The following is a 22,640-nucleotide window of genomic DNA, read 5'->3' on the forward strand; positions in this document are numbered from 1 at the left end:
CGCCTTCGACCTCGACCTTGGAGGCAAAGGTGGCCTGGGGCCAGCCCAGCAGCGCGGCCAGCATCTGGCCGGTCTGGTTGCAGTCGTCGTCGATGGCCTGCTTGCCCAGGATGACGAGCTGGGGTTGTTCTTTCTCGACCAGGGCCTTGAGCAGCTTGGCCACGGCCAGGGGCTGCAGTTCTTCGGCGGTCTCGACCAGGATGGCGCGGTCGGCGCCGATCGCCATGGCGGTGCGCAGGGTTTCCTGGCATTGCGCGACGCCGCAGCTGACGGCGATGACTTCGGTGACGACGCCCTTTTCTTTCAGGCGCGTGGCTTCCTCGACGGCGATCTCGTCAAACGGGTTCATGCTCATCTTGACGTTGGCGATGTCGACACCGCTGCCATCGGATTTGACGCGGACTTTCACGTTGTAGTCGACTACACGTTTGACGGGGACCAAGACCTTCATGACAGGGCTCCAGAGTTGTTGATTGGCAGAATATGGCGTATCAATTGACGTTGACGTAAACGTAAGCTTTGCATTCTATGCTGCGGCATGCCGGGTGCGGGCTGCGGAACCGGCGGCCGGAGGGTATCCAGGGGCGCCGGGCAGAAAAAGAACGGTCGTTCTATTTTTCATTATAGAGGGCGGAACAGGGGGAATTAGAGCATCCTGCCCAACCGTTGTCCTAAAGGTGTCTTTCAGGCGTCAATTGGGTGACGGCCGGGGACGCGCGCCGGCTCAGGAGGGCTTGGCGGGGTTCTTTTCGTCCGCCATGACGCGGGTATGCACCACGCGCTGCGGGTAGGGAATGTCGATGTTGTGGGCGCGCAGGGATTCCAGGATGGCCAGGTTGATGCGGGAGCGCAGGTTTTGCTGGCCGTTTTCCGGGTCCGCCATCCAGTAGTTGAGTGTGAACTCCAGCCCGTCGGGGCCGAAATTGGTCAGGTTAACGCCGGGAGCCGGGTCGCGCAGCACGCGGTCCTGCCTGAGCGCCGCCTCGTTCAGCAGGCGCATCACGAGTTCCACATCGCTGTCGTAGCCCACCGAGACCACGGTGGACTGCAGCACCTGCGGGTCGCTCAGCGAGAGGTTTTCGATGCGGGTGCTGATGAACATCTCGTTGGGCACGATGGACTCGCGCCCCGAGGGCGCGCGCACCACGGTGTAGCGCGCGTTGATGTCGGTGATGCGGCCCTCGAAAGTATCCACCCGCACGTTGTCGCCTATGCGCACGCTGCGCTCGGCCAGCATGACAAAGCCGCTGACGTAGTTGGCGGCCAGTTTCTGCAGGCCGAAGCCCACGCCCACGCCGACCGCGCCGCCCAGCACCGAGAGCGCCGTGAGGTCTATGCCCACCGAGGACAGCGCCAGCAGCAGGCCGACAAACATCAGCACGGCGCGCACCGCATTGGCCACCGCCTTGCGCAGGGACAACTCATTGCCGGTGGCCGAGCGCAGCAGGCGCGCCTCTATGGCCGAGGAGATCCACAGTGTGATCAGCAACACCACGCCGGCCGTCACCGCGCCTTCGAGCATGGTGCGCACCGACAGGTTGCTGTTGCCTATCTTCCACTTGATGCCGTCGAGCTCATCGAGCACCACGGGCAGCAGGCCGCTGACCCACAGCACCATGGCAATCCAGGCCAGCCAGGAGATGGTGCGCTCCAGCGCGCGCACCAGCGGCGCGTCCTTGAAGGCCACCTGCAGCACCTTGACGCCCAGGCGTATCGCGGCCAGCGACACCAGCACGGGAATCGCCACCTTGAAGAGCGCCAGCGGGAACAGGCGCTCCAGCAAGGCCTGGGCCGCATAAGCCAGGAACAGCAGCAGCAACGGAAACAGCACGCCGTCGATCACGCGGCGCCCGAACAGGATGGAGGTGTTGTCGACCGCCATGCGCGCGCGGCCCGCCACGCGCACCACCAGCCAGGCCAGCATCGCGCAGGCCACCAGCGCAGCGAGCTCCGTCAGGGCCGTGGGCTGGGCCAGCGCGGCAAACCAGGCGTCCAGGCTGTCGATACGGGCGGGGGGACGGGTCGTTACGGCGCCGGCCATTGGGGTTTCCTTTTCTCGATGAAGGCTTGCACGCCCTCCTGTGCAACGGCATGGGCCATGTTGCGGGCCATGGACTGGCCCGCCAGCTGGTAGGCGGCCTCTATGCCGGTTTCACGTTGTTGGTAAAAAAGCGCCTTGCCCATGGCCAGCGCCTCGCGCGGCTTGGACAGCAGCGACTGCAGCAGTTTTTCGACCTCGTCGTCCAGCGCTTCAAGCGGCACGACGCGGTTGACCAGCCCCCGTGCACGGGCTTCACCGGCCGTGATGAAGTCGCCGGTCAGCAGCATCTCCATGGCCTGCTTGGCCGGCATGTTGCGCACCAGCGGCACGCTGGGCGTGGCGCAGAACAGGCCCACGTCTATGCCGTTGACGCCGAAGCTCGCGCCCTCGGCCGCCACGGCCAGGTCGCACTGCGCCACCAGCTGGCAGCCGGCCGCGGTGGCCAGGCCCTGCACCCGCGCGATCACCGGCACCGGCAGCTTCTGGATGCCCAGCATCATGCGCGTGCACTGGGCGAACAGCTTCTGGTAATAGGCCAGATCAGGTTGCGCGCGCATTTCCTTGAGGTTGTGGCCGGCGCAAAAAGCCTTGCCCTCGGCCGCGATGACCAGCGCGCGCGCCGCGCCGTCGGCGGCGACGGCATCGAGCCCGGCCTGCAGCGCGGCCAGCATGTCCTCGCCCAGGGTATTGAAAGCAGCCGGGCGGTTCAGCACCAGGCGGTGCACGCCGCGCCTGTCCTGGCTGTGCAGCACGGGAGCCGAAAGGTCGGCGGCGGATGCGGCGCTCATGAACAAAACTCCTACAGGTCGGCCAGCACGCGGATGTGGGCCTCCACGCTGCGCGCCAGTGCGTTCAGGTTGTAGCCGCCTTCGAGCGAGGAGACGATACGGCCCTGCGCATGGCGTTTGGCGACATCCTTGATGCGCTGTGTGATCCAGGCGTAGTCCTGCTCGACCAGGCCCATCTGGCCCAGGTCGTCGTCGCGGTGGGCGTCAAAGCCGGCGCTGATAAAAATCATCTCGGGCCTGAACTCTTCCAGGCGCGGTATCCACATCATCTCGATCAGCTCGCGCACGTCCATGCCCTTGGTATAGGCCGGCACCGGCAGGTTGAGCATGTTGCCGGCGCGGCCCTCGGTGCCGCTGTAGGGATACAGCGGGTGCTGGAAGAAGCTCACCATCAGCACGCGCTCGTCGCCGCTCAGGATGTCCTCGGTGCCGTTGCCGTGGTGCACGTCGAAGTCGACAATCGCCACGCGCTTCAAGCCGTGGCGCTCCAGCGCGTAGCGGGCGGCGATGGCGATGTTGTTGAAAAAGCAAAAACCCATCGCCTTGTCATGGCAGGCATGGTGGCCGGGCGGGCGCACGGCGCAAAACGCGTTTTCGAGCTCGCCCGACAGCACCGCATCGGTGGCCGCCAGCGCGGCGCCGGCGGCGCGCAGGGCGGCGTTCCAGGTGTGCACATTGAGGGCGGTGTCGGGGTCTATCTGGGCATAGGCCGGCCCGCCCGCCTTGATGTCGTCGGCCAGCCGGTCGCTCAGGCCGCGCAGCGCCGCCACCATCATGCGGTCGTGCGCGAGCTCCACGTCGCCCAGGGCCGCGCGCGGCGCCTCGCGGGTGTCCAGCGCGTCCTTGACGCCGGTCGCCAGCAGCCAGTCGTCGATGGCGTCCAGCCGCTCGGGGCATTCAGGATGCCCGGCGCCCATCTCGTGCCTGCGGCAGTCGGGATGGCTGAAATAACCAGTCGCGTTCATCGGGAAATCGTCGGCAAATGTTTTACGAAAAATTACGGTATGGTTGGCGGCATGAATGCCACAGAAAAGCTCCAAGCGCTCCTGAATCAGCTTAACACGGTCATCGTCGGCAAGCCGGCCCAGGTGCAGGACTGTGTGGCCTGCCTGCTGGCCGGCGGCCACCTGCTGATCGAGGACGTTCCCGGTGTCGGCAAGACCACGCTGGCGCATGCACTGTCGCGCTCCTTCGGCCTGCAGTTTTCGCGGGTGCAGTTCACCGCCGACCTGATGCCCAGCGACCTGTCGGGCGTGTCGATTTACGAGCGGCAAAAGGAAAGTTTTGTGTTCCACCCCGGGCCGGTATTCGCCCAGGTGCTGCTGGCCGACGAGATCAACCGCGCCAGTCCCAAAACCCAGAGCGCCCTGCTGGAAGCCATGGAGGAAAAGCAGGTCACGGTCGAAGGCGAAACCCGCCCCCTGCCCCTGCCCTTTTTTGTGATCGCCACGCAAAACCCGCACGACCAGCTCGGCACCTACGCCCTGCCCGAATCGCAGCTGGACCGCTTCCACATGCGGATTTCCCTGGGCTACCCCGACCGCGCCGCCGAGCGCGAGCTGCTGCGCGGCGCCGACCGGCGCGAGATGGTCGAGCAGCTGCCGGCCCTGCTGGCGCCGCACGACCTGCTGGAGCTGCAGCAGCTGGTGGCCCAGGTCCACGCCTCGGAAGCCCTGCTCAACTACCTGCAGGACCTGGTAGCCGCCACGCGCTCGGGACGCTGGTTTCTGCAAGGCCTGAGCCCGCGCGCCGGCATCGCCATCATGCGGGCCGCCAGGGCCCAGGCCTTTTTGAGCAAGCGCGACTACGTGGCGCCCGACGACATCGCCGCCGTGCTGCCGCAGACCGCCGCGCACCGGCTGATTCCCGTCAGCGACGCGGGGCGCGGCGCGGTTGAACAGGTGCGCGCCATGCTGGAAGCCGTGCCCCTACCCTGAGCACGAACCGAGCGAAACCGCTTTCCCATGGCCGCGCCGATCGCCCTCCCCAACCCCGCGGCTTTTGCCCGCGCGCGCTTCCAGGCCTGGTGGCAAAGCAAGCTGCCCTTTACCGACAGCGTGACGCTGACCCAGCGCAACGTCTACATCCTGCCCACGCGGCCGGGCTGGATGATGGGCCTCACCCTGCTGGTGCTGCTGGTGGCCTCCATCAATTACCAGTTAAGCCTGGGCTACCTGCTGACGTTTTTGCTGGCCGGCAGCGCGCTGGTCGGCATGCATGTCTGCCATGGCACGCTGCGCGGCCTGTCCATGAACCTGGCCGCGCCCCATGCCCAGTACGTGGGCGCCACCGCCACCTTTGAGGTCAAACTGACCAACACCCGGCGCGCCGCGCGCCACGGCATAGGCCTGAGCGTGCTCAACCCGCAGGACGTGGACATCGAAAAAGGTCGCGAACGGCACTGGGCCTGGACCGACGTGCCCGCACAGGGCAGCAGCACGGTGCAGGTGGCCTTCACCCCGCGGCGGCGCGGGCTGCACAGGCTGCCCACGCTGACCGCCGAAACCCGCTTTCCGCTGGGCACCTTCCGCGTCTGGACCGTCTGGCGGCCCGCCGCGCAGGTGCTGGTCTATCCCGCGCCCGAAGCCCACCCGCCACCCCTGCCCCCCGGCGAGCCGCGCTCCGGCGGCGCCGCGGCCGCCCTGCGCGCGCAAAGCAGCGGCGAATTCGACGGCGTGCGCGGCTACCGCCGCGGCGACCCGATGAAACTCGTGGTCTGGAAAAAAGCCGCGAAAGACGACGGCCAAGGCAACAGCCTGGTGGTACGCGACACCCAGCAAGCCCAGCGGCACGAACTCTGGCTGGACTTCGCCCAGGCCGGCTCGGCTGGCGTCGAGCAGAAGCTGTCACGGCTGTGTGCCTGGGTTCTCTTGGCTGACAAGCTGTCGCTGGACTATGGTTTGCGTTTGCCCTCTTTGGAGGTCAAGCCTGGTAGTGGGGAGGCACATAAGCGCTTGTGCCTGGAGGCGTTGGCGGTATGTTGAAGGTTCTTTTGTCTGCCCGACGGGCGGGTTCTCTTTTGAATCCTGCTGGCCGGGGGTTGCCCGGCAGCAACTCACTTTTCTTTGCTTCGCCAAAGAAAAGTAAGCAAAAGAAAGGCGACCCTGGTTCCTGCGTCCCCTTCGCTGCGCTACGGGGCAACCTGCGGTGCTCGGTCCAGCCGGGGTCAAAAACAACTCGCTTCGCTCAAACAAGTTTTTGCCCTGATCCGTCTGGCCCTGCGCTCCTCGGCGCATCCACAAGGGGGTGGGGACAGGAATACCAAACAGCCAAAGACAGAAAACCACATACCGAAAACCACAAGGACACGCCATGGCGTGTCCTTGTGGGTATTTGGTTCCCGCTTCCGATTGCCCCGTCCTGGCTGGGCCGAGGAGCGCAGAGACAAGCGGATCAGGGCTGGCGTTGTCTGAGCGAAGCGCAGCGCAGCGAGTTTAGCCAGACCCCGCTTGGCTCGAGCACCGCAGGTTGCCCGAAGCGAAGCGGAGGGACCCAGACTGCGGGTCGCCTTTTCTTTGGTGACTTTCTTTTGGCGAAGCAAAAGAAAGTTACTGGCCGCCGGGCCACTCCCGGCCAGCTACCCTTAGCAGAGGACGCACCGCCGGAGCAAGACCCGGCCGGCGGCCAGCAGGTGCACACATGCTGAGCCGCCTCCAATCCCTGCATCGCGACGCCCGCGACACCCTCTTCCTGCTGGCAGTCATCGCCTGGGTGTTACTGCCGCAAGTGAACGAACTACCCCTCTGGTGCAGCGCCCTGGCCGGCGCGGTACTCCTCTGGCGCGGCTGGCTGGCCGTGAAGGCGCAGCCGCTGCCGGGCAAGCGCTGGTTGCTGCTGTTGATGGCGCTCACCCTGGCCGCGACCTGGCTCACGCACCGCACGCTGCTAGGGCGAGACGCGGGCGTGACGCTGCTGGTGGTGCTGCTGACTCTCAAGACGCTGGAGCTGCGCGCCAAGCGAGATGCCTTTGTGATTTTTTTCCTCAGCTTCTTTTGCATGCTGAGCAATTTCTTTTATTCGCAGTCCCTGCTGACGGCGCTCAGCATGCTGCTGGGACTGCTGGGACTGCTGACCATGCTGGTCAACGCGCACATGCCTGTCGGCAGGCCGCCGCTGTCGCAAGCCGCCAAAACCGCCGGCTGGATGGCCCTGCTGGGCACGCCCATCATGCTGGTGCTGTTCCTGCTGTTCCCGCGGCTGGCGCCCCTGTGGGGTGTGCCCAGCGACGCGCCGGCCGGGCGCAGCGGCCTGAGTTCCAGCATGCAGGTCGGCACCATTGCCAGCCTGGCGCTGGACGAGAGCGTGGCCATGCGCATCAAGTTCGACGGCGCGCCGCCGCGCAAGCAGGACATGTACTTTCGCGGCCCGGTGCTGGCCACATTCGACGGCCGCGAATGGCGGCCCTCGCGCCTGAACGCCTCCGCGCGCTTCGGCGTGGCCGCCGACCTCGCCGTCTCCGGCGCGCCGCTCAAATACGAGGTCACGTTGGAGCCCACCAACCGGCCCTGGCTGTTCGTGATGGAAGCGGCGGCCCAGGTCCCCGCGCTGCCGTCCGGCTTCCAGGGCACGATGCAGCCCGACCTGCAATGGCTGGCGAACCGCCCCATCAACGACCTGCTGCGCTACCAGGCCCAAAGCTACCCGAGCTTTCAGCACGGCCCCTTGCAAACCGTGCCAGGCCTGCAGGAGTTCATCGACCTGCCGTCCGGCTTCAACCCGCGCACGCGGGCCCTTGCCGGCGAGATACGCAACACACCCCGCCTGGCGCGCGCCGGCACCGCCGCGCTCGTGGAAGAGGTCATGAACCGCCTGCGCACGGGTGGCTACAGCTACACGCTGGAGCCCGGGGTTTACGGCCAGCACAGCGCCGACGAATTCTGGTTCGACCGCAAGCAGGGCTTTTGTGAACACATCGCCTCGGCCTTTGTCATCCTGATGCGCGCCATGGACGTCCCGGCACGCATCGTCACCGGCTACCAGGGCGGCGAACTCAATACCCTGGACGGCTTCTGGGTGGTCCGCCAGAGCAGCGCCCATGCCTGGGCCGAAGTCTGGGAAGCCGGCCGCGGCTGGGTGCGTGTGGACCCGACCTCAGTGGTCGCCCCGGGGCGCATCGGCGCGTTCGAGCGGCTGGAGGCGCCGCAAGGCGCGGTCGCGCGGGCCTTGCGCACTTTCAGCCCGACGCTCATGGCCCAGCTGCGCCTCTTTTGGGAGGCGACCAACAACAGCTGGAACCAGTGGGTGCTCAACTACACCCAGGGCAGGCAGCTCAACCTGCTGAAAAACCTCGGCTTTGAATCGCCGAGCTGGGAAGACCTCAGTTATATGCTGATCGCCATCCTCGTGGCGGCCGCGCTGCTGGGCGCCGGCTGGAGTTGGTGGGACCGCAGCCAGCACGACCCCTGGGTGCGTTTGCTCACGCGCGCGCGCCACCGGCTGGACAAGGCCGGCATCCCCAGCACACCGGCCACCTCGCCCCGCCAGCTCGCCGAGGAGGTGCTGGCCCGCTACGGCCGGCAGCCGGGCAGCGCCGCGCAGGCCCTGGCCGACTGGCTGCTGCGCCTGGAGCAGCAACGCTACGCCGCTGCGCCGGCCGGTGCGGGCAAGGCGGCGCCGCAACTGCATGCGCTCAGGCAAGAGTTCAGCCGGCTGAGCTGGCCTGCTTAAAATCGGGACTGGCTCCGCCGCCCCTTCGCGCCTCCCCCACCTCATCCCACCATCCCGCTCATGCCCTTTTACCGTTCCGGGTCCGCCCTTTTCCTGATCGCCGCGCTGGCCTGTTCCGCCTGGGCCGGTGACGCCAAACCCTTACGGAAAAAAGTGGCCGCGCCGGTGCAAAACCAGGGGCCACTGTATGCGACGCGCCCCGAGGCCATGCAGTTCGCCGACGACATGGCCGCGCGCCGCGACCTGGACCCGGACTGGGTGCGCGACGCCATAGGCCAGTCGCGCTACAACGCCACCGTCGTGCGCCTCATGCAGCCGCCCACCAAAACCTTTGTCAAGAACTGGCGCGTCTACAGGAGCCGCTTCATAGATCCGGTGCGCATAGAGGCCGGCCGGCGTTTCTGGCTGGAGAACCAGGCAACACTGGAGCGCGCCGAAAAGGAATACGGCGTGCCCGCCGAAATCATCGTCGGCATCATCGGCGTGGAAACCATTTACGGCCGCGACACCGGCAACTTTCGCGTGATGGACGCGCTGACCACGCTGGCCTTTGATTTCCCCCCCAACCATCCGCGTGCGAAGGAACGCAGCGAATTCTTCAAAGGCGAGATCGAGCAATTCCTGACCCTGCAGAACCGGCTGGCAGCCAACCCCTTTGACGCGCGCGGCAGCTTTGCCGGCGCCATGGGCATGCCGCAGTTCATGCCTTCCAGCTGGATCAAGTACGCCGTCGACTTCGACGGCGACGGAACGGTAGACCTCTGGAACAGCAAGGCCGACGTGATCGGCTCCGTCGCGAGCTATTTCAAGGCCTTCAACTGGCAGCCCGGCATGCCCACCCACTACCCCGTGAGCTTCGACAAAAGCCGGCTCGACATGGAAGCGCTGATGGCGCCCGACATCCTGCCGACTTTCAGCGTCGCCAGCTTTACCGAAAAAGGCGCAGTGCTCGAAGGCCCGGCCCTTCAGCACCAGGGGCCGCTGGCCCTGGTCGAGCTGCTGAACGGCCAGGACGCCCCGCAATACGTCGCCGGCACCGAAAACTTTTACGCCATCACGCGCTACAACTGGAGCAGCTACTACGCAATGGCGGTGATTGAGCTGGGCCGGGAAGTGGCGGCGCGGGTAAGGCAGTAGGCTGAGGAACCGGCCGCCTAGCGGCAGGGCGCCCCCGCCAGTGTTCTGGCCGCCGTCAAGAAATCCCCGGGCGCAACCCAGCTGACGTCCCAATTCCCCGCGACGGGGACCTGGCGCTTGTGGGCAATCACCATCTGGCGCTTGGGCACGACAAGAATGTACTGGCCATGCACACCCCACGCCATGTAGGCACCCTGGAGCGGGGAATCCGATGGCTCCTCGAGTACCCACCACAGGTAGCCGTAAGCAAAGTGGCGCCTGGCCGTTCGGGGCGGATGCATCTCCGCGGCAGGGGTCACGACAGCAGTGGTCTGGGCAACCCAGTGCTGCGGAACGAGTATCTGCCCGCGCCAGTTGCCTTGCTGAAGCATCAGATAGCCCAGGCGCGCCATGTCCCGGGTGGAAAGAAAGAAGTGGTAAGCGGCGTGCTGCGACTTCGTGAGGTCGCCAGTGCGGCGATGGCGTTCCAGCTGAAAGTCCTCAAGCTGCAAAGGGGCGGCGAGGTCATCGGCAAATGCACGGTAAATACTCTTCCCCGTCAGCGATTCAAACACCGTGCCGGCGGCGTTGAAATCCCAGTTGTTGTAGAGAAAGTAGGTACCGGGCACTTGCGAGCCTCGCGCCGGGGCGGACGCGAGGTCGTCGCCGCCGTTGGCGGCCGGATGGTACACACCGGAACGCGCCGTGAGCAGATGCCTGAGCCTGGCCTGCCGTTCGATAGGCAGGAGTCCGCCTGCATCGTCGATACCAAGATCGGCCAGGGTTTTCTCGGGATCAATCGTTCCGTCCGCCACATATTTGCCGTAAAGCATGGACAGGATGCTTTTGCGGGCCGAGAACAAAATGCTGACCAGCTCGGTCGGGCCGTAGCTGAACAATACCCTCCCCTGCTGCACCGCCATCAGTGATGTTGTGTCCAGCGTCCGCAGGTAGTCGCGCGCCCGGTCTAGCTGCGCATGGCATTCGGGACTCAAGGACGAAGGAGGGATCGCCTCCCACGACTTTCCGGGGTAAACCGGAGCCTCATCGGCGGGCGCCTGAGCTCCCGCCACCGACGGCAACAGCAGTGAGGCGCAGAGGAAAAGTGGGGCCAGGTAATTCAGCATTCTTTTTTGAGGCATGCGATCACAGGTGGCCCAGCCACCGCAAACCACTTACTCAGGCCTGATGTTCGCACTCTTCACCAGCTTGCCCCAACGATCGGCCTCCGACTTGATCAAGGCGGCGAACTGCTCGGGTGTGCCGCCGCCGAGTTCGTTGCCCTGGCCCAGCATCTGTTCCTTGATGGTCGGGTCGGCAAGCGCCTTGTTGACGGTTTCATTGAGCAGCTTGATAAGGGCCGCGGGTGTGCCGGCCGGCGCCACCAGCCCTTGCCAGTTCTGGACCTCGAAGCCCGGCACACCAGCCTCGGCCATGGTGGGCAGATCGGGAAACAGCGGCGAACGCGTCTTGCTGGTGATGGCCAACGCGCGCAGCTTTCCGGCACGGATCGAGGGCGCGGCGGAATACATCTGCTCAAACATCATGTCGACCTGGCCGCCCATCAGGTCGGTCGTGGCGGGCGCGCCGCCCTTGTAGGGAATGTGGGTGATGGACAGGCCGGCCAGCGACTTGAACATCTCGCCCGACAAATGGTGCGAGCCGCCCAAGCCGCCCGAAGCGAAGGACAGCTTGCCGGGGCTGGCCTTGGCGGCGGCGATGATGTCCTTGACGCTCTTGAACTGGGAACTCGCCGGCACCATCAGCACCAGCGGGCCCTTCTCGATCAGGCAGACCGGCACCAGTTCCTTGGCGGGGTCAAAGTTCATCTTCTTGAACATGGTGGGGTTGACCGCCAGCGGGGCGAAGTTGCCCATGCCGATGACGTAGCCGTCCGGCTTGGCATGCGCAACGGCCTCGGTGCCGATATTGCCGCCCGCGCCTGGCTTGTTGTCTACGAGCACTGGCTGGCCCAGCGCCGTGGAAATGAAACGGCCGATCTGGCGCGAGCGCTGGTCGGCATTGCCCCCCGCCGCGTAAGGGCAAATCAGCGTGATGGGCTTGCCGGGATATTTGTCCTGGGCCCAGGCCAGCGAGGGCAATGCGATGACGGCCGAAGCGGCTTGCAGAAGATGGCGGCGTTTCATGTCGGGTCCTTGTTGTGATGGGTGTCCCGCAACATTAATGCGCGTAGCTGTCAATCCGCTGGCACAGCGACCCGTGCTTTCCCCTACGCGGGTGGCCATCTGCGCCAGACATCGAAAGCAGAATGAAAGATATGGCCCAACACGGCCCCGAGGCGAAAAGTCAGGCCGTCTTTTGCGAAGGCCAGCGATAGGCCAGCACATTGGCCAATGGATAAAAATGCTCGCGCACCTCATCGAGCTGGTTGCCGCCCCACAAATACACATACTCCGCATCCGCGCGAAGAAAAAAACCGACATGGCCTTTCCAGCCGCCCGGGTCTTCACGCGAGAGCACGGCGATGCAGCCGGGCACGGGTGCGTCCAGCGGCTCGCCCCACTCCAGCCATGAACGCGCCAGCGCCGACCCGGTGCCGGGAATGCCGGCCTGGTCCAAAGCCCAGTTCACGAAGGAAGAACACCACGAGGCCTTGTCGTCATAACCGCGGATATTGGTGAGCGCATGGTATTCGGTGACCCGGGGATTGCTCTGGCCCGCAGGGAATGTGCGAACGCCGGCCTCGGCGCGGGCAATCAGCATCCAGGAAGGCTCAGGCCGCATCCGTGAGCCCCGAGGGGGTGAGTTCAAGCGCCAGGAACTTGGTGCCGGGAACGGGATTAAAGGCCACGGGCTCCGCCGGCAAAAAACCCAGCGATTCGTAAATGCGCTGCGCGGCGGAGAACTCGGGCAGCACATCCAGGCAAACGCGCGAGTAGCCCGCGGCGCGCGCCTCGGCGAGTATGCTTTCGACAAGGCGCCGGCCCAGGTTCTCGCCTCGCGCACCCGGCCGCACATAGACGCGCTTCATTTCGCAAGTGCTTGCATCAACGCGGCGAAGCGCCGCGCATCCGACGACGGCCTGGCCCTTCCATGCGAGCAGCAACCGGCCCTCGGGCGCGGCGTACTTTCCCGGCAAGGCGGCGAATTCCGCCTCGTAGTCCTGGAAGCCCAGGTCCACGGTGGGGCTGGCGATGTATTCGCGAAAGATGGCAACGACATGCTCAAGGTCGTCGGGAAATTTTGCGGGCTTGATATCGGTCATAGGGGAAACCTCACACCGGCTCAATCGTAATCTGCACTGTCATGGACTCTTTCCCGCCGCCCTGGCGCACGCCCTTGATGGGCGGGCAGGCGTTGTAGTCGGTACCCATGGCCAGGCGCACGTGGCGCTGGTCGATCAGGCAGCTGTGGGTCACGTCTATGCTGGCCCAGCGGCGCGTGGCGACATCGAGGCAGACATCGCACCAGGCGTGGCTGGCCAGGTCGGGTTCGTTGGCGGCATAAAAGTAGCCGCTGACATAACGCGCCGGGTAGCCCAGGCTGCGGCAGATGGCGACCATCACATGGGCCTGGTCCTGGCAGACGCCCGCGCCGGCCTTGAAGGCCTCGAGTGCGGTGGTGGTCACGCTGGTGCTGTTCTTGCGGTAGCTCACCGCGTCGGCCACGCCTCGGCTCAGGGCCAGCAAGGCGGGCAGGCTGGCGGTGCCGTCCAGGCTTTGCGGGATAAAGCGGCGGCCGAACTCGGCGAGTTCCCAGTGCGGCTCAGCCAGGTGGGTGGCGCGCAGAAAGAAATAGGGATGCGGCAGGGTTTCGTCATCGTTGAACTCGGGCACGCCCAAGGTTTCGACCTCGCCGGCCGCATTGACCAGGCTCCAGCGCACATTGTTGGCATCGCTGCCGACAAAGGTGTAGGAGCTGGTGGTGTTGCCGAAGGCGTCGCGCTGGGTGAAGAGTTTCTCAGGCGCGCCCAGGCTCCAGTAGTTCACCGTCTGCGCCGGGCCGGACTGCGGCGTGAGCCACAGGGTTTGCAGCGCGTAGCGTAGCGGCTCGGTGTACCGATAGTCGGTGGTGTGCCGAACGTGAAGCTTCAATGCGTAGCCGGCACAAGAAACTCGCGGCTGATGTGCGCGCCTATCTCGTTGACACGGTCCAGGAACTGGGTCAGGAAGGCGTGCAGGCCGGTGGCGAGGATCTCGTCAATGCGGGCGTACTGCAGGTCGGCGCGCAGCTTGCCGGCGCGGCGCTGGGTTTCGCTGGCCGTGTCGCTGGTCACCATGGCGAGGTTGCCCATGAGTTCGTTGAGGCAGGCCAGCAGCGAGCGCGGCATGTCGGGCCGCAGGATCAGCAGCTCGGCCACGCGTTCGGGCTTGATCACGTCGCGATACACCTTGCGGTAGACCTCAAAGCCGGAGACGCTGCGCAGGATCGCGCTCCAGTGGTAGAAGTCGTACTCCTGGTCCTTCTCGCCGTCGGTGGCGATGAAGTCGTTTTGCACCGCGTGGAATTTCACGTCCACCAGGCGGGCGGTGTTGTCGGCGCGCTCCAGGAAGGTGCCCAGGCGCAGGAAGTGGAAGGCTTCGTCCTGCAGCATGGTGCCGGCCGTGACGCCGCGCGAGAGGTGCGAGCGGAACTTGACCCATTCAAAGAACTGGCCAGGGTCACGCTCGAAGTCGCCGTTGCGCAGCATGCGGATCACTTCGAGATAGGTCTGGTTCTGGGTTTCCCAGACTTCGGTGGTCAAGGTGCCGCGCACGGCGCGCGCGTTCTCGCGGGCATTCTTCAGGCAGGAGACGATGCTCGAGGAGTTCTGCTCGTCGCGCACCATGAAGTCCATGACTTCGCGCGGGTTGATGCTGTCGCCGTATTTGGCGGCATAAGAGGGCTTGAGCTCGCTGATGCTCAGCAGGCTTTGCCAGCCGCCCTGCACCACGGCGGCCGATTGCGGCAGCAGCGAGGTCTGGTAGTTGACGTCGAGCATGCGCGCGGTGTTCTCCGCACGCTCTGTATAGCGAGACATCCAGAAGAGGTGATCGGCAGTACGAGACAACATGATTATTTCCCTCCCACTTGGACTTGGGTCTGCGACTGCAATTGAGACTGCGACTGAGACTGGAACCCCACCGGTGATGACGGGCCTTCCAGAATCCAGGTGTCTTTGGTGCCGCCGCCCTGCGAGGAGTTGACCACCAGCGAGCCGTCTTTGAGCGCCACGCGCGTGAGGCCGCCGGGCACCATCTGCACTTCCTTGCCGCTCAGCACAAAAGGCCGCAAATCGATGTGGCGCGGCGCGATGCCGCTTTCGACATAGGTCGGGCAGGTGGAAAGGCTCAGCGTGGGCTGGGCGATATAGCCCGAGGGGTTCGCCAGCAAGGCGGCGCGGAATTCCTCGATCTCGGCCTTGGTGGCGGCCGGGCCGACCAGCATGCCGTAGCCGCCGGCGCCGTGCACTTCCTTGACGACCAGGTCCTTGAGGTTGGCCAGGGTGTATTGCAAATCCTCGTTGTTGCGGCACATATAGGTGGGCACGTTCTTGAGGATGGGTTTTTCACCGAGGTAGAACTCGATCATCTTGGGCACATAGGGATAGATGGACTTGTCGTCGGCCACACCGGTGCCTATGGCATTGCACAGCGAGACATTGCCGCTGCGGTAGACGTTGAGCAGGCCCGCGCAGCCCAGCGTGGAATTGGGGCGGAAGGCCAGCGGGTCCAGGAAGTCGTCATCGACGCGGCGGTAAATCACGTCGACGCGGCGCGGGCCGCGCGTGGTGCGCATGTAGACGAAGTTGTCCTTGACGAAGAGATCCTGCCCTTCGACCAGCTCCACGCCCATCTGCTGCGCGAGGAAGGCGTGCTCGAAGTAGGCCGAGTTGTACATGCCGGGGGTGAGCACCACCACCGTGGGCTCAGCCGTGGCGGGCGGCGCCATGGCGCGCAGGGTTTCCAGCAGCAAGTCGGGGTAGTGCGCGACCGGCGCGACGCGGTTTTCGCTGAACAGCTCGGGGAACAGCCGCATCATCATCTTGCGGTCTTCCAGCATATAGCTCACGCCGCTGGGCACGCGCAGGTTGTCTTCGAGCACGTAGTACTCGCCCTCGCCCTGGGCATTGGGCGCGCGCACGATGTCGATGCCGCTGATGTGCGAATAGATGTTGCCGGGAACGTCCACGCCCATCATCTCGGGGCGGAACTGCGCGTTCTGGAAGATTTGCTCGGACGGGATGACACCGGCCTTGATAATCTCCTGGCCGTGGTAGACGTCGTGGATGAAGCGGTTCAGCGCCGTAACGCGCTGGACCAGGCCTTTTTCCATGCTGGCCCACTCGTGCGCGGGAATGATGCGGGGAATCAGGTCAAAGGGGATCAGGCGTTCGGTGCCGGCGCCGTCCTCGTCCTTGGCGCCGTAGACGGCAAAGGTGATGCCGACGCGGCGAAAAATCATCTCGGCTTCGGCGCGGCGCGCCTCCATCACGTCGGCCGGCTGTTTCGCCAGCCAGCGCTGGTAGCCCTGGTAGTGTTCACGGACGCTGGATTCCGTGGCATTCATTTCATCAAACATCGGTCGGCTCATTGGCTTGATCTCCAGCAAGTTATGCGCAGGGCACTGTTTTGACATAGCTTAGCAAGTTATGCGCCAAGGCGGCGCTGCCCCGCCCTATTTTTAACGCCCGGGTACATGATGCCAGTAGCGTTTGCCCTCTTCCCGCTGGCAGCGTACAGCCTCAGCATGCTGGCTGTCCCATGTCGCCGCCCCGCATGTCGCGGATTTGACAAGACTGATGCCGCGCGCCTCGTAGCGCGCGACCACCGGCTCGGCCGGGTGGCCGAAGCGGTTGCGGTAGCCCGCCTGCGCCATGGCCCATTGCGGCTGGACGGCGTCCAGAAAGGCCGCGCTCGACGAGGTCTTGCTGCCGTGGTGCGGCACCAGCAGAAAATCGGCCTGCAGGCGGGCCGGATCGCCGGCGGCCAGCGCCGCTTCCTGCGGCGCTTCGATGTCGCCCACCAGCAAGGCCGTGCGGCTGCCATTGGAGACGCGCAGCACGCAGCTCATGGCATTGGGCTTGGCCACCGTGCCGTAGGCCGCGGCGGGCGGGTGCAGCAGCTCGAACTGCACGCCGTCCCATTCCCAGCGCTGGCCGGCCCTGCAGCGCTCGGCCTTGCGCTGGGCCTGCAGCGGGTGCGTGTCTTCAATCGAACTGAGCAAGCGCGCCCCGGGCTGCATGGCCAGTACCGCGGCCGCCCCGCCTATGTGGTCGATATCGCGGTGGCTGACCATCAGGATGTCCAGCCGCTCGCCCAGCGCACGCAGCAGCGGCACCAGCACACGGTGGCCGGCATCGCTTTCGCGCGAAAAGCGCGGCCCCGCGTCGTAAAGCAGGCTGTGGCCCGCGGTGCGCACCAGTACCGCATTGCCCTGGCCGATGTCGGCCGCCAGCAGCTCGAACTGCCCGGGCGCGACCCGCGGGGGCTGCCACAGCAGCACGGGCAGCAGCAGCGGGATGCCCAGCACCCGCCAATGCCAGGGCAGGCGCGTGGCCAGCAAGCCGCCGCCCGCCACACCGGCGACGGCGCACCACAGCGGCGCCGCGGCCACGCTGACCGACGCCAGCGGCCAGCTTGCCAGCCACTGCAGGAACAGCGCCAGCACGCTCACGCAGGCGGCTGTCGCGGCCCAGGCCGGCGCCCACAGCACACCCAGCAGGGCCAGCGGCGTGACCAGTAGGGTCACGGCGGGAATCGCCACGGCATTGGCCAGCAGGCCGACCAGCGAGACCTGGTTGAACAGCAGCAGCGACAGCGGCGTGAGCGCCAGCGTCACCACCCATTGCTCGCGCACCGCGCGGGCCAGGCCGGCCAGCCAGCGCGGCCCATGCCGCCGCCATCCGCCTGGCGAAACCGGCTCTTGAAGGCCATGGCCAGGACGCATACCGGAATCCGTCGCAAACAACACGCCGACCGCCACAAAAGACAGCCAGAAGCCGGCCTGCATCAGCGCCCAGGGGTCCACGGCCACCACCACGGCCATGGCCAGCAACCAGGTCTGTGCCCAGGGCCATTGCCGGCCGCCCTGGCGCAGCAGGATCACGGTGGCCAGCATCAAGAGGGTGCGCTGCGCGGGCACACCCCAGCCTGAAAACAGCGCGTACAGGGCGGCCAGCAGCAGGCCGCCCAGCGCGCCGGCACCTGCGGCCGGCAATGCCAGGCACAGCCTGGGCGTGAGAAGCGCGGAACGGCGCCAGAGGCCGCCGACCAGCAGCGAGGCGGCCCAGGCAAACATGGTGATATGCAGGCCGGAAATACTCATCAAATGCGCGACGCCCGTGGCGCGGAACACATCCCAGTCGGCGCGCTCTATGGCGTTCTGGTCGCCCACCACCAGCGCGGCAATGATGCCGGCCCATTGGCGGTTCTCCACACGCGCGAAAATTTTCTCGCGCACCGCCTGCCGGGCCTGCTCGATGGGGTGCTGCCAGCTGCCGGCAAGCTTTTCGGGCGGCGCGTCATGCGCGCCTGCGCGCACATAGCCGGTGGCCTGTACGCCCTGCTCCCACAGCCACAGTTCGTAATCAAAGCCATGCGGGTTGCTGTTGCCGTGGGGTGCCTTGAGCCGCACCGTCATGTGCCAGCGCTCGCCGGCGCGCAAGGGCTGCGGCTGGCGCTGCAGGGCCAGTGCCGCTTCGAAGGGGTCCGCATCCTGCATGTTCTGCGCGGGGCTGCGCGCCTCCCGCCCGGCAAAGCCCGAATACCAGCCCAGCAGGATGCGCGGCGGCAAGGCCAGCTTGCGGCCGTCCAGGCGTGCGGATTCCACGTCAAGGCGAAAACGCAAGCCGTCCTCACCGGGCTGCGGCATGGCCGGCACACTGCCTGTCACCTCGATGTCGCGGCCTTCCAGGGCCGGGTCCAGCGCGTCGGACTGGAAAACACAGGCCCGCCAGCCGGTGGAGCCAAAACCCAGCAGCGCCGCCAGGCCCCCTACCAGCAGGGCCCTGCTCCAGGAGGTTTTGGCTTGATGGCGCGCCCGCCGCCATAACAAGGCCGCCACGCAGGCCAGCCCGGCACACAGGGCATAAGCTTGCCACGGCCACAGCGCGGGCTGCTGCAATTGCAAGGCCACGCCCGCGATAAAACCGGCCAGGGCGAGCCCCGGGCTCATGGCGCGTGCCATGACACGATGATGAATACAGCTGGCCCCAAAGCCGCCTCCCCTGCTTTTTTTGCTTTTTTAGAACTTGTTTAACGGGAAGGCGAAGCAGGAAGCCGACAGCGCGCCATGCAAACTCCGCATGGCGCAGCTCTTGCTTTCAGAAATACCGCCAAATCCGGGTAAGCTGTTCACACTGTGCTTTGAATGAAGACCGCATGATGTGGCGGTCCCCGCGCCCAGTTATTTTTTTAAGCGAGGTTGCCTTGTCCATCCACGTTGCCCTGAGCCACATCACCCATTACAAATACGACCGCCTGGTGCGGCTGGGCCCCCAGGTGGTCCGCCTGCGGCCCGCGCCGCATAGCCGCACCCAGGTGCTGTCCTATTCCCTCAAGGTCGAGCCCGCCGGGCATTTCATCAACTGGCAACAGGATCCCTTCGCCAACTACCAGGCCCGGCTGGTGTTTCCCGAGCCGACGCGCGAGTTCAAGGTCACGGTGGACCTGGTCGTGGAAATGGCGGTGTTCAACCCCTTTGACTTCTTCCTGGAGCCGGCCGCCGAGGAGTTCCCCTTCAGCTACAACGCGCTGCAGGCCCGGGAGCTGGCACCCTACCTGGCCACCCAGCCGGCCACGCCGCTGTTCAAGCGCTACCTCGAAAAAATCGACCGCACGCCCAAACGCACCATCGATTTCCTGGTGGGCCTGAACCAGAGCCTGCAGTCGGACATCCAATATTCCATCCGCATGGAGCCGGGCGTGCAGACGCCCGAAGAAACCTTGCGCCTGGCCTGCGGCTCCTGCCGCGACACCGGCTGGCTGCTGGTGCAGCTGCTGCGCCACATGGGCCTGGCCGCGCGTTTTGTCTCGGGCTATTTGATACAGCTCAAGGCCGACGTCAAATCCATCGACGGCCCCAGCGGCGCCGAAGCCGATTTCACCGACCTGCACGCCTGGTGCGAGGTGTTTTTGCCGGGCGCGGGCTGGGTGGGCCTGGACCCGACCTCGGGCCTGATGGCCGGCGAAGGCCACATCCCGCTGGCCTGCACGCCCGAACCCTCGAGCGCCGCGCCTGTCGAGGGCGGCGTCGACAAATCCGAAGTCGAGTTCGAGCACCACATGGCGGTGCAGCGTATTTACGAATCGCCGCGCGTGACCAAGCCCTATACCGAGGAGCAATGGCAGGAGGTGCTGGCGCTCGGCGAGAAGGTCGACCAGGACCTGGCGGCCGGCGACGTGCGCCTGACCATGGGCGGCGAGCCCACCTTTGTGGCCACCACCGACCGCGATGCGGCCGAATGGAACATCGCCGCGCTGGGCCCGACCAAACGAGGCTATGCGACCGAGCTCGTGCAAAAACTGCGCGCCGAATACGGCGAAGGCGGCTTCCTGCATTTCGGCCAGGGCAAGTGGTATCCGGGCGAGCAGCTGCCGCGCTGGGCGTTGAGCATTTTCTGGCGCAAGGACGGCCAGCCGATCTGGCAGAACCCGGCCCTGTTCGCCGACGAGCGCCAGCCCTGCAGCTACACCAGCGCCGACGCGCAGCGCTTTGTGCAGACCCTGGCCGGCAAGCTGGGCCTGGCCACGACCTACATCACGCCGGGCTACGAAGACACCTGGTACTACCTCTGGCGCGAACGCCGGCTGCCGGTCAATGTCGACCCCTTTGACTCGCGGCTGGACGACGCGATGGAGCGCGAGCGCCTGCGCCGCGTCTTTATGCAGGGCCTGGATTCGGTGGTGGGCTATGTACTGCCGCTGCAGACCAAGGAGCAACTCAAACAAAGAGCCGGCGTCTCGCCCACGCTGGCCGGCCCGAAATGGACCACGGGCCCCTGGTTCTTCCGCGACGAGCGCATGTACTTGATGCCGGGTGACTCCCCCATGGGCTACCGCCTGCCGCTGGATTCCGTGCCCTGGGTGTCCAAGACCGACTACCCCTACATGATCGAATCCGATCCCTTCGCTCCGCGGCAGGACCTGCCGGATGCCTCGGCGCTGGCGGCCCGCTACAACGGCAGCTTCAGCGATGCTCGCGGCGCCACAGCGGCAAGCCCTTCCGCGGGCGGCAGCGCCAGTTCGCTGGCGCAGTACATGGCGCGCTACCTGAGCGGCAACACCGCGCTGTCGCAGGCCAGCCGCATCCTGCAGTTCCGCCCGACGGGCAACAACGGCACTGGCGGCGCGGGCAACCAGCCGGCCGGCGCATCGCCCGAGGCGGCCGCGCCCGCCGACGACCGCGCGCCCAAACCCTTTGAGTCGGCCGCTTGGCTGACACGCACCGCGCTGTGCGTGGAAGTGCGCGACCCGCAGCGCGCCAACGGCCCCAGGGACAAACCCAAGGCCGACCCGGACAGCCAGGCCAACAAATCGGGCCGCGGCGAAGTGGGCGCGATCTATGTCTTCATGCCGCCCATGGAGCGTCTCGAAGACTACCTGGACCTGCTGGCCGCGGTGGAGGCCACGGCGCAATCGCTGGGCGTGAGCATCGTGCTTGAAGGCTACCCGCCGCCGCGCGACCCGCGCCTGAAAATGCTGCAGGTCACGCCCGACCCCGGCGTCATCGAGGTCAACATCCACCCGGCCTACAACTGGGGCGAGCTGGTGGAGCACACCGAGTTCCTCTACAAGATCGCACACGAGACGCGCCTGTCGGCCGAAAAGTTCATGACCGACGGCCGCCATACCGGCACCGGCGGCGGCAACCACTTTGTGCTGGGCGGCGCCACGCCGGCCGACAGCCCCTTCCTGCGCAAGCCCGAGCTGCTGGGCAGCCTGATCGCCTATTGGCACAACCACCCCTCGCTGAGCTACCTGTTCTCGGGCATGTTCATAGGCCCGACCAGCCAGGCGCCGCGCGTGGACGAAGCCCGCAACGACCAACTCTACGAACTCGAAATCGCGCTGCGCGAGATCGAGAACAACCGCAAGAAATACGGCGCCGACATGCCGCCCTGGCTGGTGGACCGCACCTTGCGCAACATCCTGGTCGACGTGACCGGCAACACCCACCGCAGCGAGTTCTGCATCGACAAGATGTACTCGCCCGACTCCACCACGGGCCGCCTGGGCCTGCTGGAGCTGCGCGCCTTTGAAATGCCGCCGCATGCGCGCATGAGCATCGCCCAGCAGTTGTTGCTGCGCGCGCTGGTGGCGCGCTTCTGGAACAAGCCCTACCACGGCCGCGTCACGCGCTGGGGCACCGAGCTGCACGACCGCTTCCTGCTGCCCGGCTTTGTGCGCATGGACTTCGAGGATGTGCTGACCGAGCTGCGCGAAGCCGGCTACGCCTTCGACATGGCCTGGTTCGAGCCGCATTTCGAGTTCCGCTTCCCGCTGATAGGCCAGGTCAAGAGCAACAGCATCGAGCTGACGCTGCGCAGCGCGCTGGAGCCCTGGCATGTGATGGGCGAGGAAGGCTCGGCCGGCGGCACGGTGCGTTATGTCGACTCCTCGCTGGAGCGCCTCGAGGTGCACGTCACCGGCCTCAACGACAACCGCTACGTCATCACCGTCAACGGCCGGGCCCTGCCGCTGCAGAGCACGGGCCGCGTCGGCGAATATGTGGCGGGCGTGCGCTACAAGGCCTGGAACCCGCCTTCGGCCTTGCACCCTTCGATAGGCGTGCATGCGCCGCTGACCTTCGACATCGTCGACACCTGGATGGAACGCTCGCTGGGCGGCTGCCAATACCATGTGGCGCACCCAGGCGGGCGTAACTACGACACGCTGCCGGTCAATTCGTACGAGGCCGAAAGCCGCCGCCTCACGCGCTTTTTCCGCATGGGCCACACGCCCGGCAAGATGCGCGTGGCGCCGGCGCAGCCCAGCCGGGAGTTCCCGTTCACGCTGGACCTGCGCTGAGGGCGGCCGGGGGCGCCCTCCCCGGCGCCCATCAGCCTGTCTTATGGCTGCAACAAT

16 protein-coding genes and 1 pseudogene are annotated in these 22,640 nt (G+C 66.0%); 5 read left to right on the plus strand and 12 right to left on the minus strand.

Features of this window, described 5'->3' with window-relative positions:
* The 4 genes and pseudogenes from BLQ85_RS10925 to BLQ85_RS10940 all read right to left on the minus strand — a co-directional run.
* Positions 1-451 (minus strand): annotated as a pseudogene (locus BLQ85_RS10925) (electron transfer flavoprotein subunit beta/FixA family protein); the annotation flags it as partial.
* Positions 452-724: 273 nt separating this feature from the next.
* On the minus strand, positions 725-2,041 hold the full coding sequence (locus BLQ85_RS10930; protein ID WP_074576879.1) for a mechanosensitive ion channel family protein: 1,317 nt from the start codon (positions 2,039-2,041) through the stop codon (positions 725-727).
* On the minus strand, positions 2,026-2,829 hold the full coding sequence (locus BLQ85_RS10935; protein WP_074576881.1) for an enoyl-CoA hydratase: 804 nt from the start codon (positions 2,827-2,829) through the stop codon (positions 2,026-2,028). Before BLQ85_RS10935 ends, BLQ85_RS10930 begins: the two co-directional genes overlap by 16 nt.
* Before the next feature lie 11 nt (positions 2,830-2,840).
* Positions 2,841-3,794: a histone deacetylase family protein gene (locus BLQ85_RS10940; RefSeq protein WP_074576883.1), complete on the minus strand. Its 954-nt coding sequence runs from the start codon at positions 3,792-3,794 to the stop codon at positions 2,841-2,843.
* A 51-nt stretch (positions 3,795-3,845) separates the two neighbouring features.
* Between BLQ85_RS10940 and BLQ85_RS10945 the strand changes: the two genes are divergently transcribed.
* From BLQ85_RS10945 to mltB, 4 genes are all read left to right on the plus strand, one after another.
* On the plus strand, positions 3,846-4,766 hold the full coding sequence (locus BLQ85_RS10945; protein WP_074577730.1) for an AAA family ATPase: 921 nt from the start codon (positions 3,846-3,848) through the stop codon (positions 4,764-4,766).
* 27 nt (positions 4,767-4,793) lie between these two features.
* Positions 4,794-5,813 (plus strand): DUF58 domain-containing protein, encoded by a 1,020-nt coding sequence (locus tag BLQ85_RS10950; protein ID WP_074576885.1) that lies wholly within the window; start codon positions 4,794-4,796, stop codon positions 5,811-5,813.
* Between the two features lie 655 nt (positions 5,814-6,468).
* A complete protein-coding gene (locus BLQ85_RS10955; protein ID WP_074576887.1) occupies positions 6,469-8,496 on the plus strand; it encodes a transglutaminase TgpA family protein in 2,028 nt (675 codons plus the stop codon).
* A gap of 60 nt (positions 8,497-8,556) precedes the next feature.
* Positions 8,557-9,633, plus strand: coding sequence for a lytic murein transglycosylase B (mltB, locus tag BLQ85_RS10960; protein ID WP_074576889.1), 1,077 nt, complete (start codon positions 8,557-8,559; stop codon positions 9,631-9,633).
* Between the two features lie 17 nt (positions 9,634-9,650).
* Here mltB and BLQ85_RS10965 read toward each other — a convergent pair whose 3' ends face one another.
* From BLQ85_RS10965 to BLQ85_RS11000, 8 genes are all read right to left on the minus strand, one after another.
* The gene (locus tag BLQ85_RS10965) at positions 9,651-10,739 is read right to left on the minus strand and encodes a serine hydrolase domain-containing protein (RefSeq protein WP_074576891.1); all 1,089 of its coding nucleotides are present in this window, start codon (positions 10,737-10,739) and stop codon (positions 9,651-9,653) included.
* Positions 10,740-10,787: 48 nt separating this feature from the next.
* Complete coding sequence (locus BLQ85_RS10970) at positions 10,788-11,759, minus strand: Bug family tripartite tricarboxylate transporter substrate binding protein (RefSeq protein ID WP_074576893.1); 972 nt, start codon at positions 11,757-11,759, stop codon at positions 10,788-10,790.
* 160 nt (positions 11,760-11,919) lie between these two features.
* Positions 11,920-12,336: a TIGR02594 family protein gene (locus BLQ85_RS10975; RefSeq protein ID WP_083336828.1), complete on the minus strand. Its 417-nt coding sequence runs from the start codon at positions 12,334-12,336 to the stop codon at positions 11,920-11,922.
* A 10-nt stretch (positions 12,337-12,346) separates the two neighbouring features.
* Positions 12,347-12,838 carry a GNAT family N-acetyltransferase gene (locus tag BLQ85_RS10980; protein ID WP_074576897.1) on the minus strand — a complete coding sequence of 164 codons (492 nt, stop codon included), beginning with the start codon at positions 12,836-12,838 and terminating at the stop codon, positions 12,347-12,349.
* Positions 12,839-12,848: 10 nt separating this feature from the next.
* Positions 12,849-13,667: a transglutaminase family protein gene (locus tag BLQ85_RS10985; RefSeq protein ID WP_074576899.1), complete on the minus strand. Its 819-nt coding sequence runs from the start codon at positions 13,665-13,667 to the stop codon at positions 12,849-12,851.
* On the minus strand, positions 13,664-14,626 hold the full coding sequence (locus BLQ85_RS10990) for an alpha-E domain-containing protein (RefSeq protein WP_074576901.1): 963 nt from the start codon (positions 14,624-14,626) through the stop codon (positions 13,664-13,666). The genes BLQ85_RS10985 and BLQ85_RS10990 overlap by 4 nt, the downstream gene beginning before the upstream one ends.
* Positions 14,627-14,628: 2 nt before the next feature.
* On the minus strand, positions 14,629-16,146 hold the full coding sequence (locus tag BLQ85_RS10995) for a circularly permuted type 2 ATP-grasp protein (RefSeq protein ID WP_074576903.1): 1,518 nt from the start codon (positions 16,144-16,146) through the stop codon (positions 14,629-14,631).
* A gap of 90 nt (positions 16,147-16,236) precedes the next feature.
* On the minus strand, positions 16,237-18,729 hold the full coding sequence (locus BLQ85_RS11000; protein WP_074577731.1) for a DNA internalization-related competence protein ComEC/Rec2: 2,493 nt from the start codon (positions 18,727-18,729) through the stop codon (positions 16,237-16,239).
* Positions 18,730-18,983: 254 nt separating this feature from the next.
* Here BLQ85_RS11000 and BLQ85_RS11005 point away from each other — a divergent pair, with 254 nt between their 5' ends.
* Positions 18,984-22,583, plus strand: coding sequence for a transglutaminase family protein (locus BLQ85_RS11005; RefSeq protein WP_074576905.1), 3,600 nt, complete (start codon positions 18,984-18,986; stop codon positions 22,581-22,583).
* Positions 22,584-22,640 lie beyond the last annotated feature (57 nt).

It is taken from the genome of Polaromonas sp. JS666 (genome assembly GCF_900103405.1).
In the GTDB taxonomy this organism is placed as follows: domain Bacteria; phylum Pseudomonadota; class Gammaproteobacteria; order Burkholderiales; family Burkholderiaceae_C; genus Polaromonas.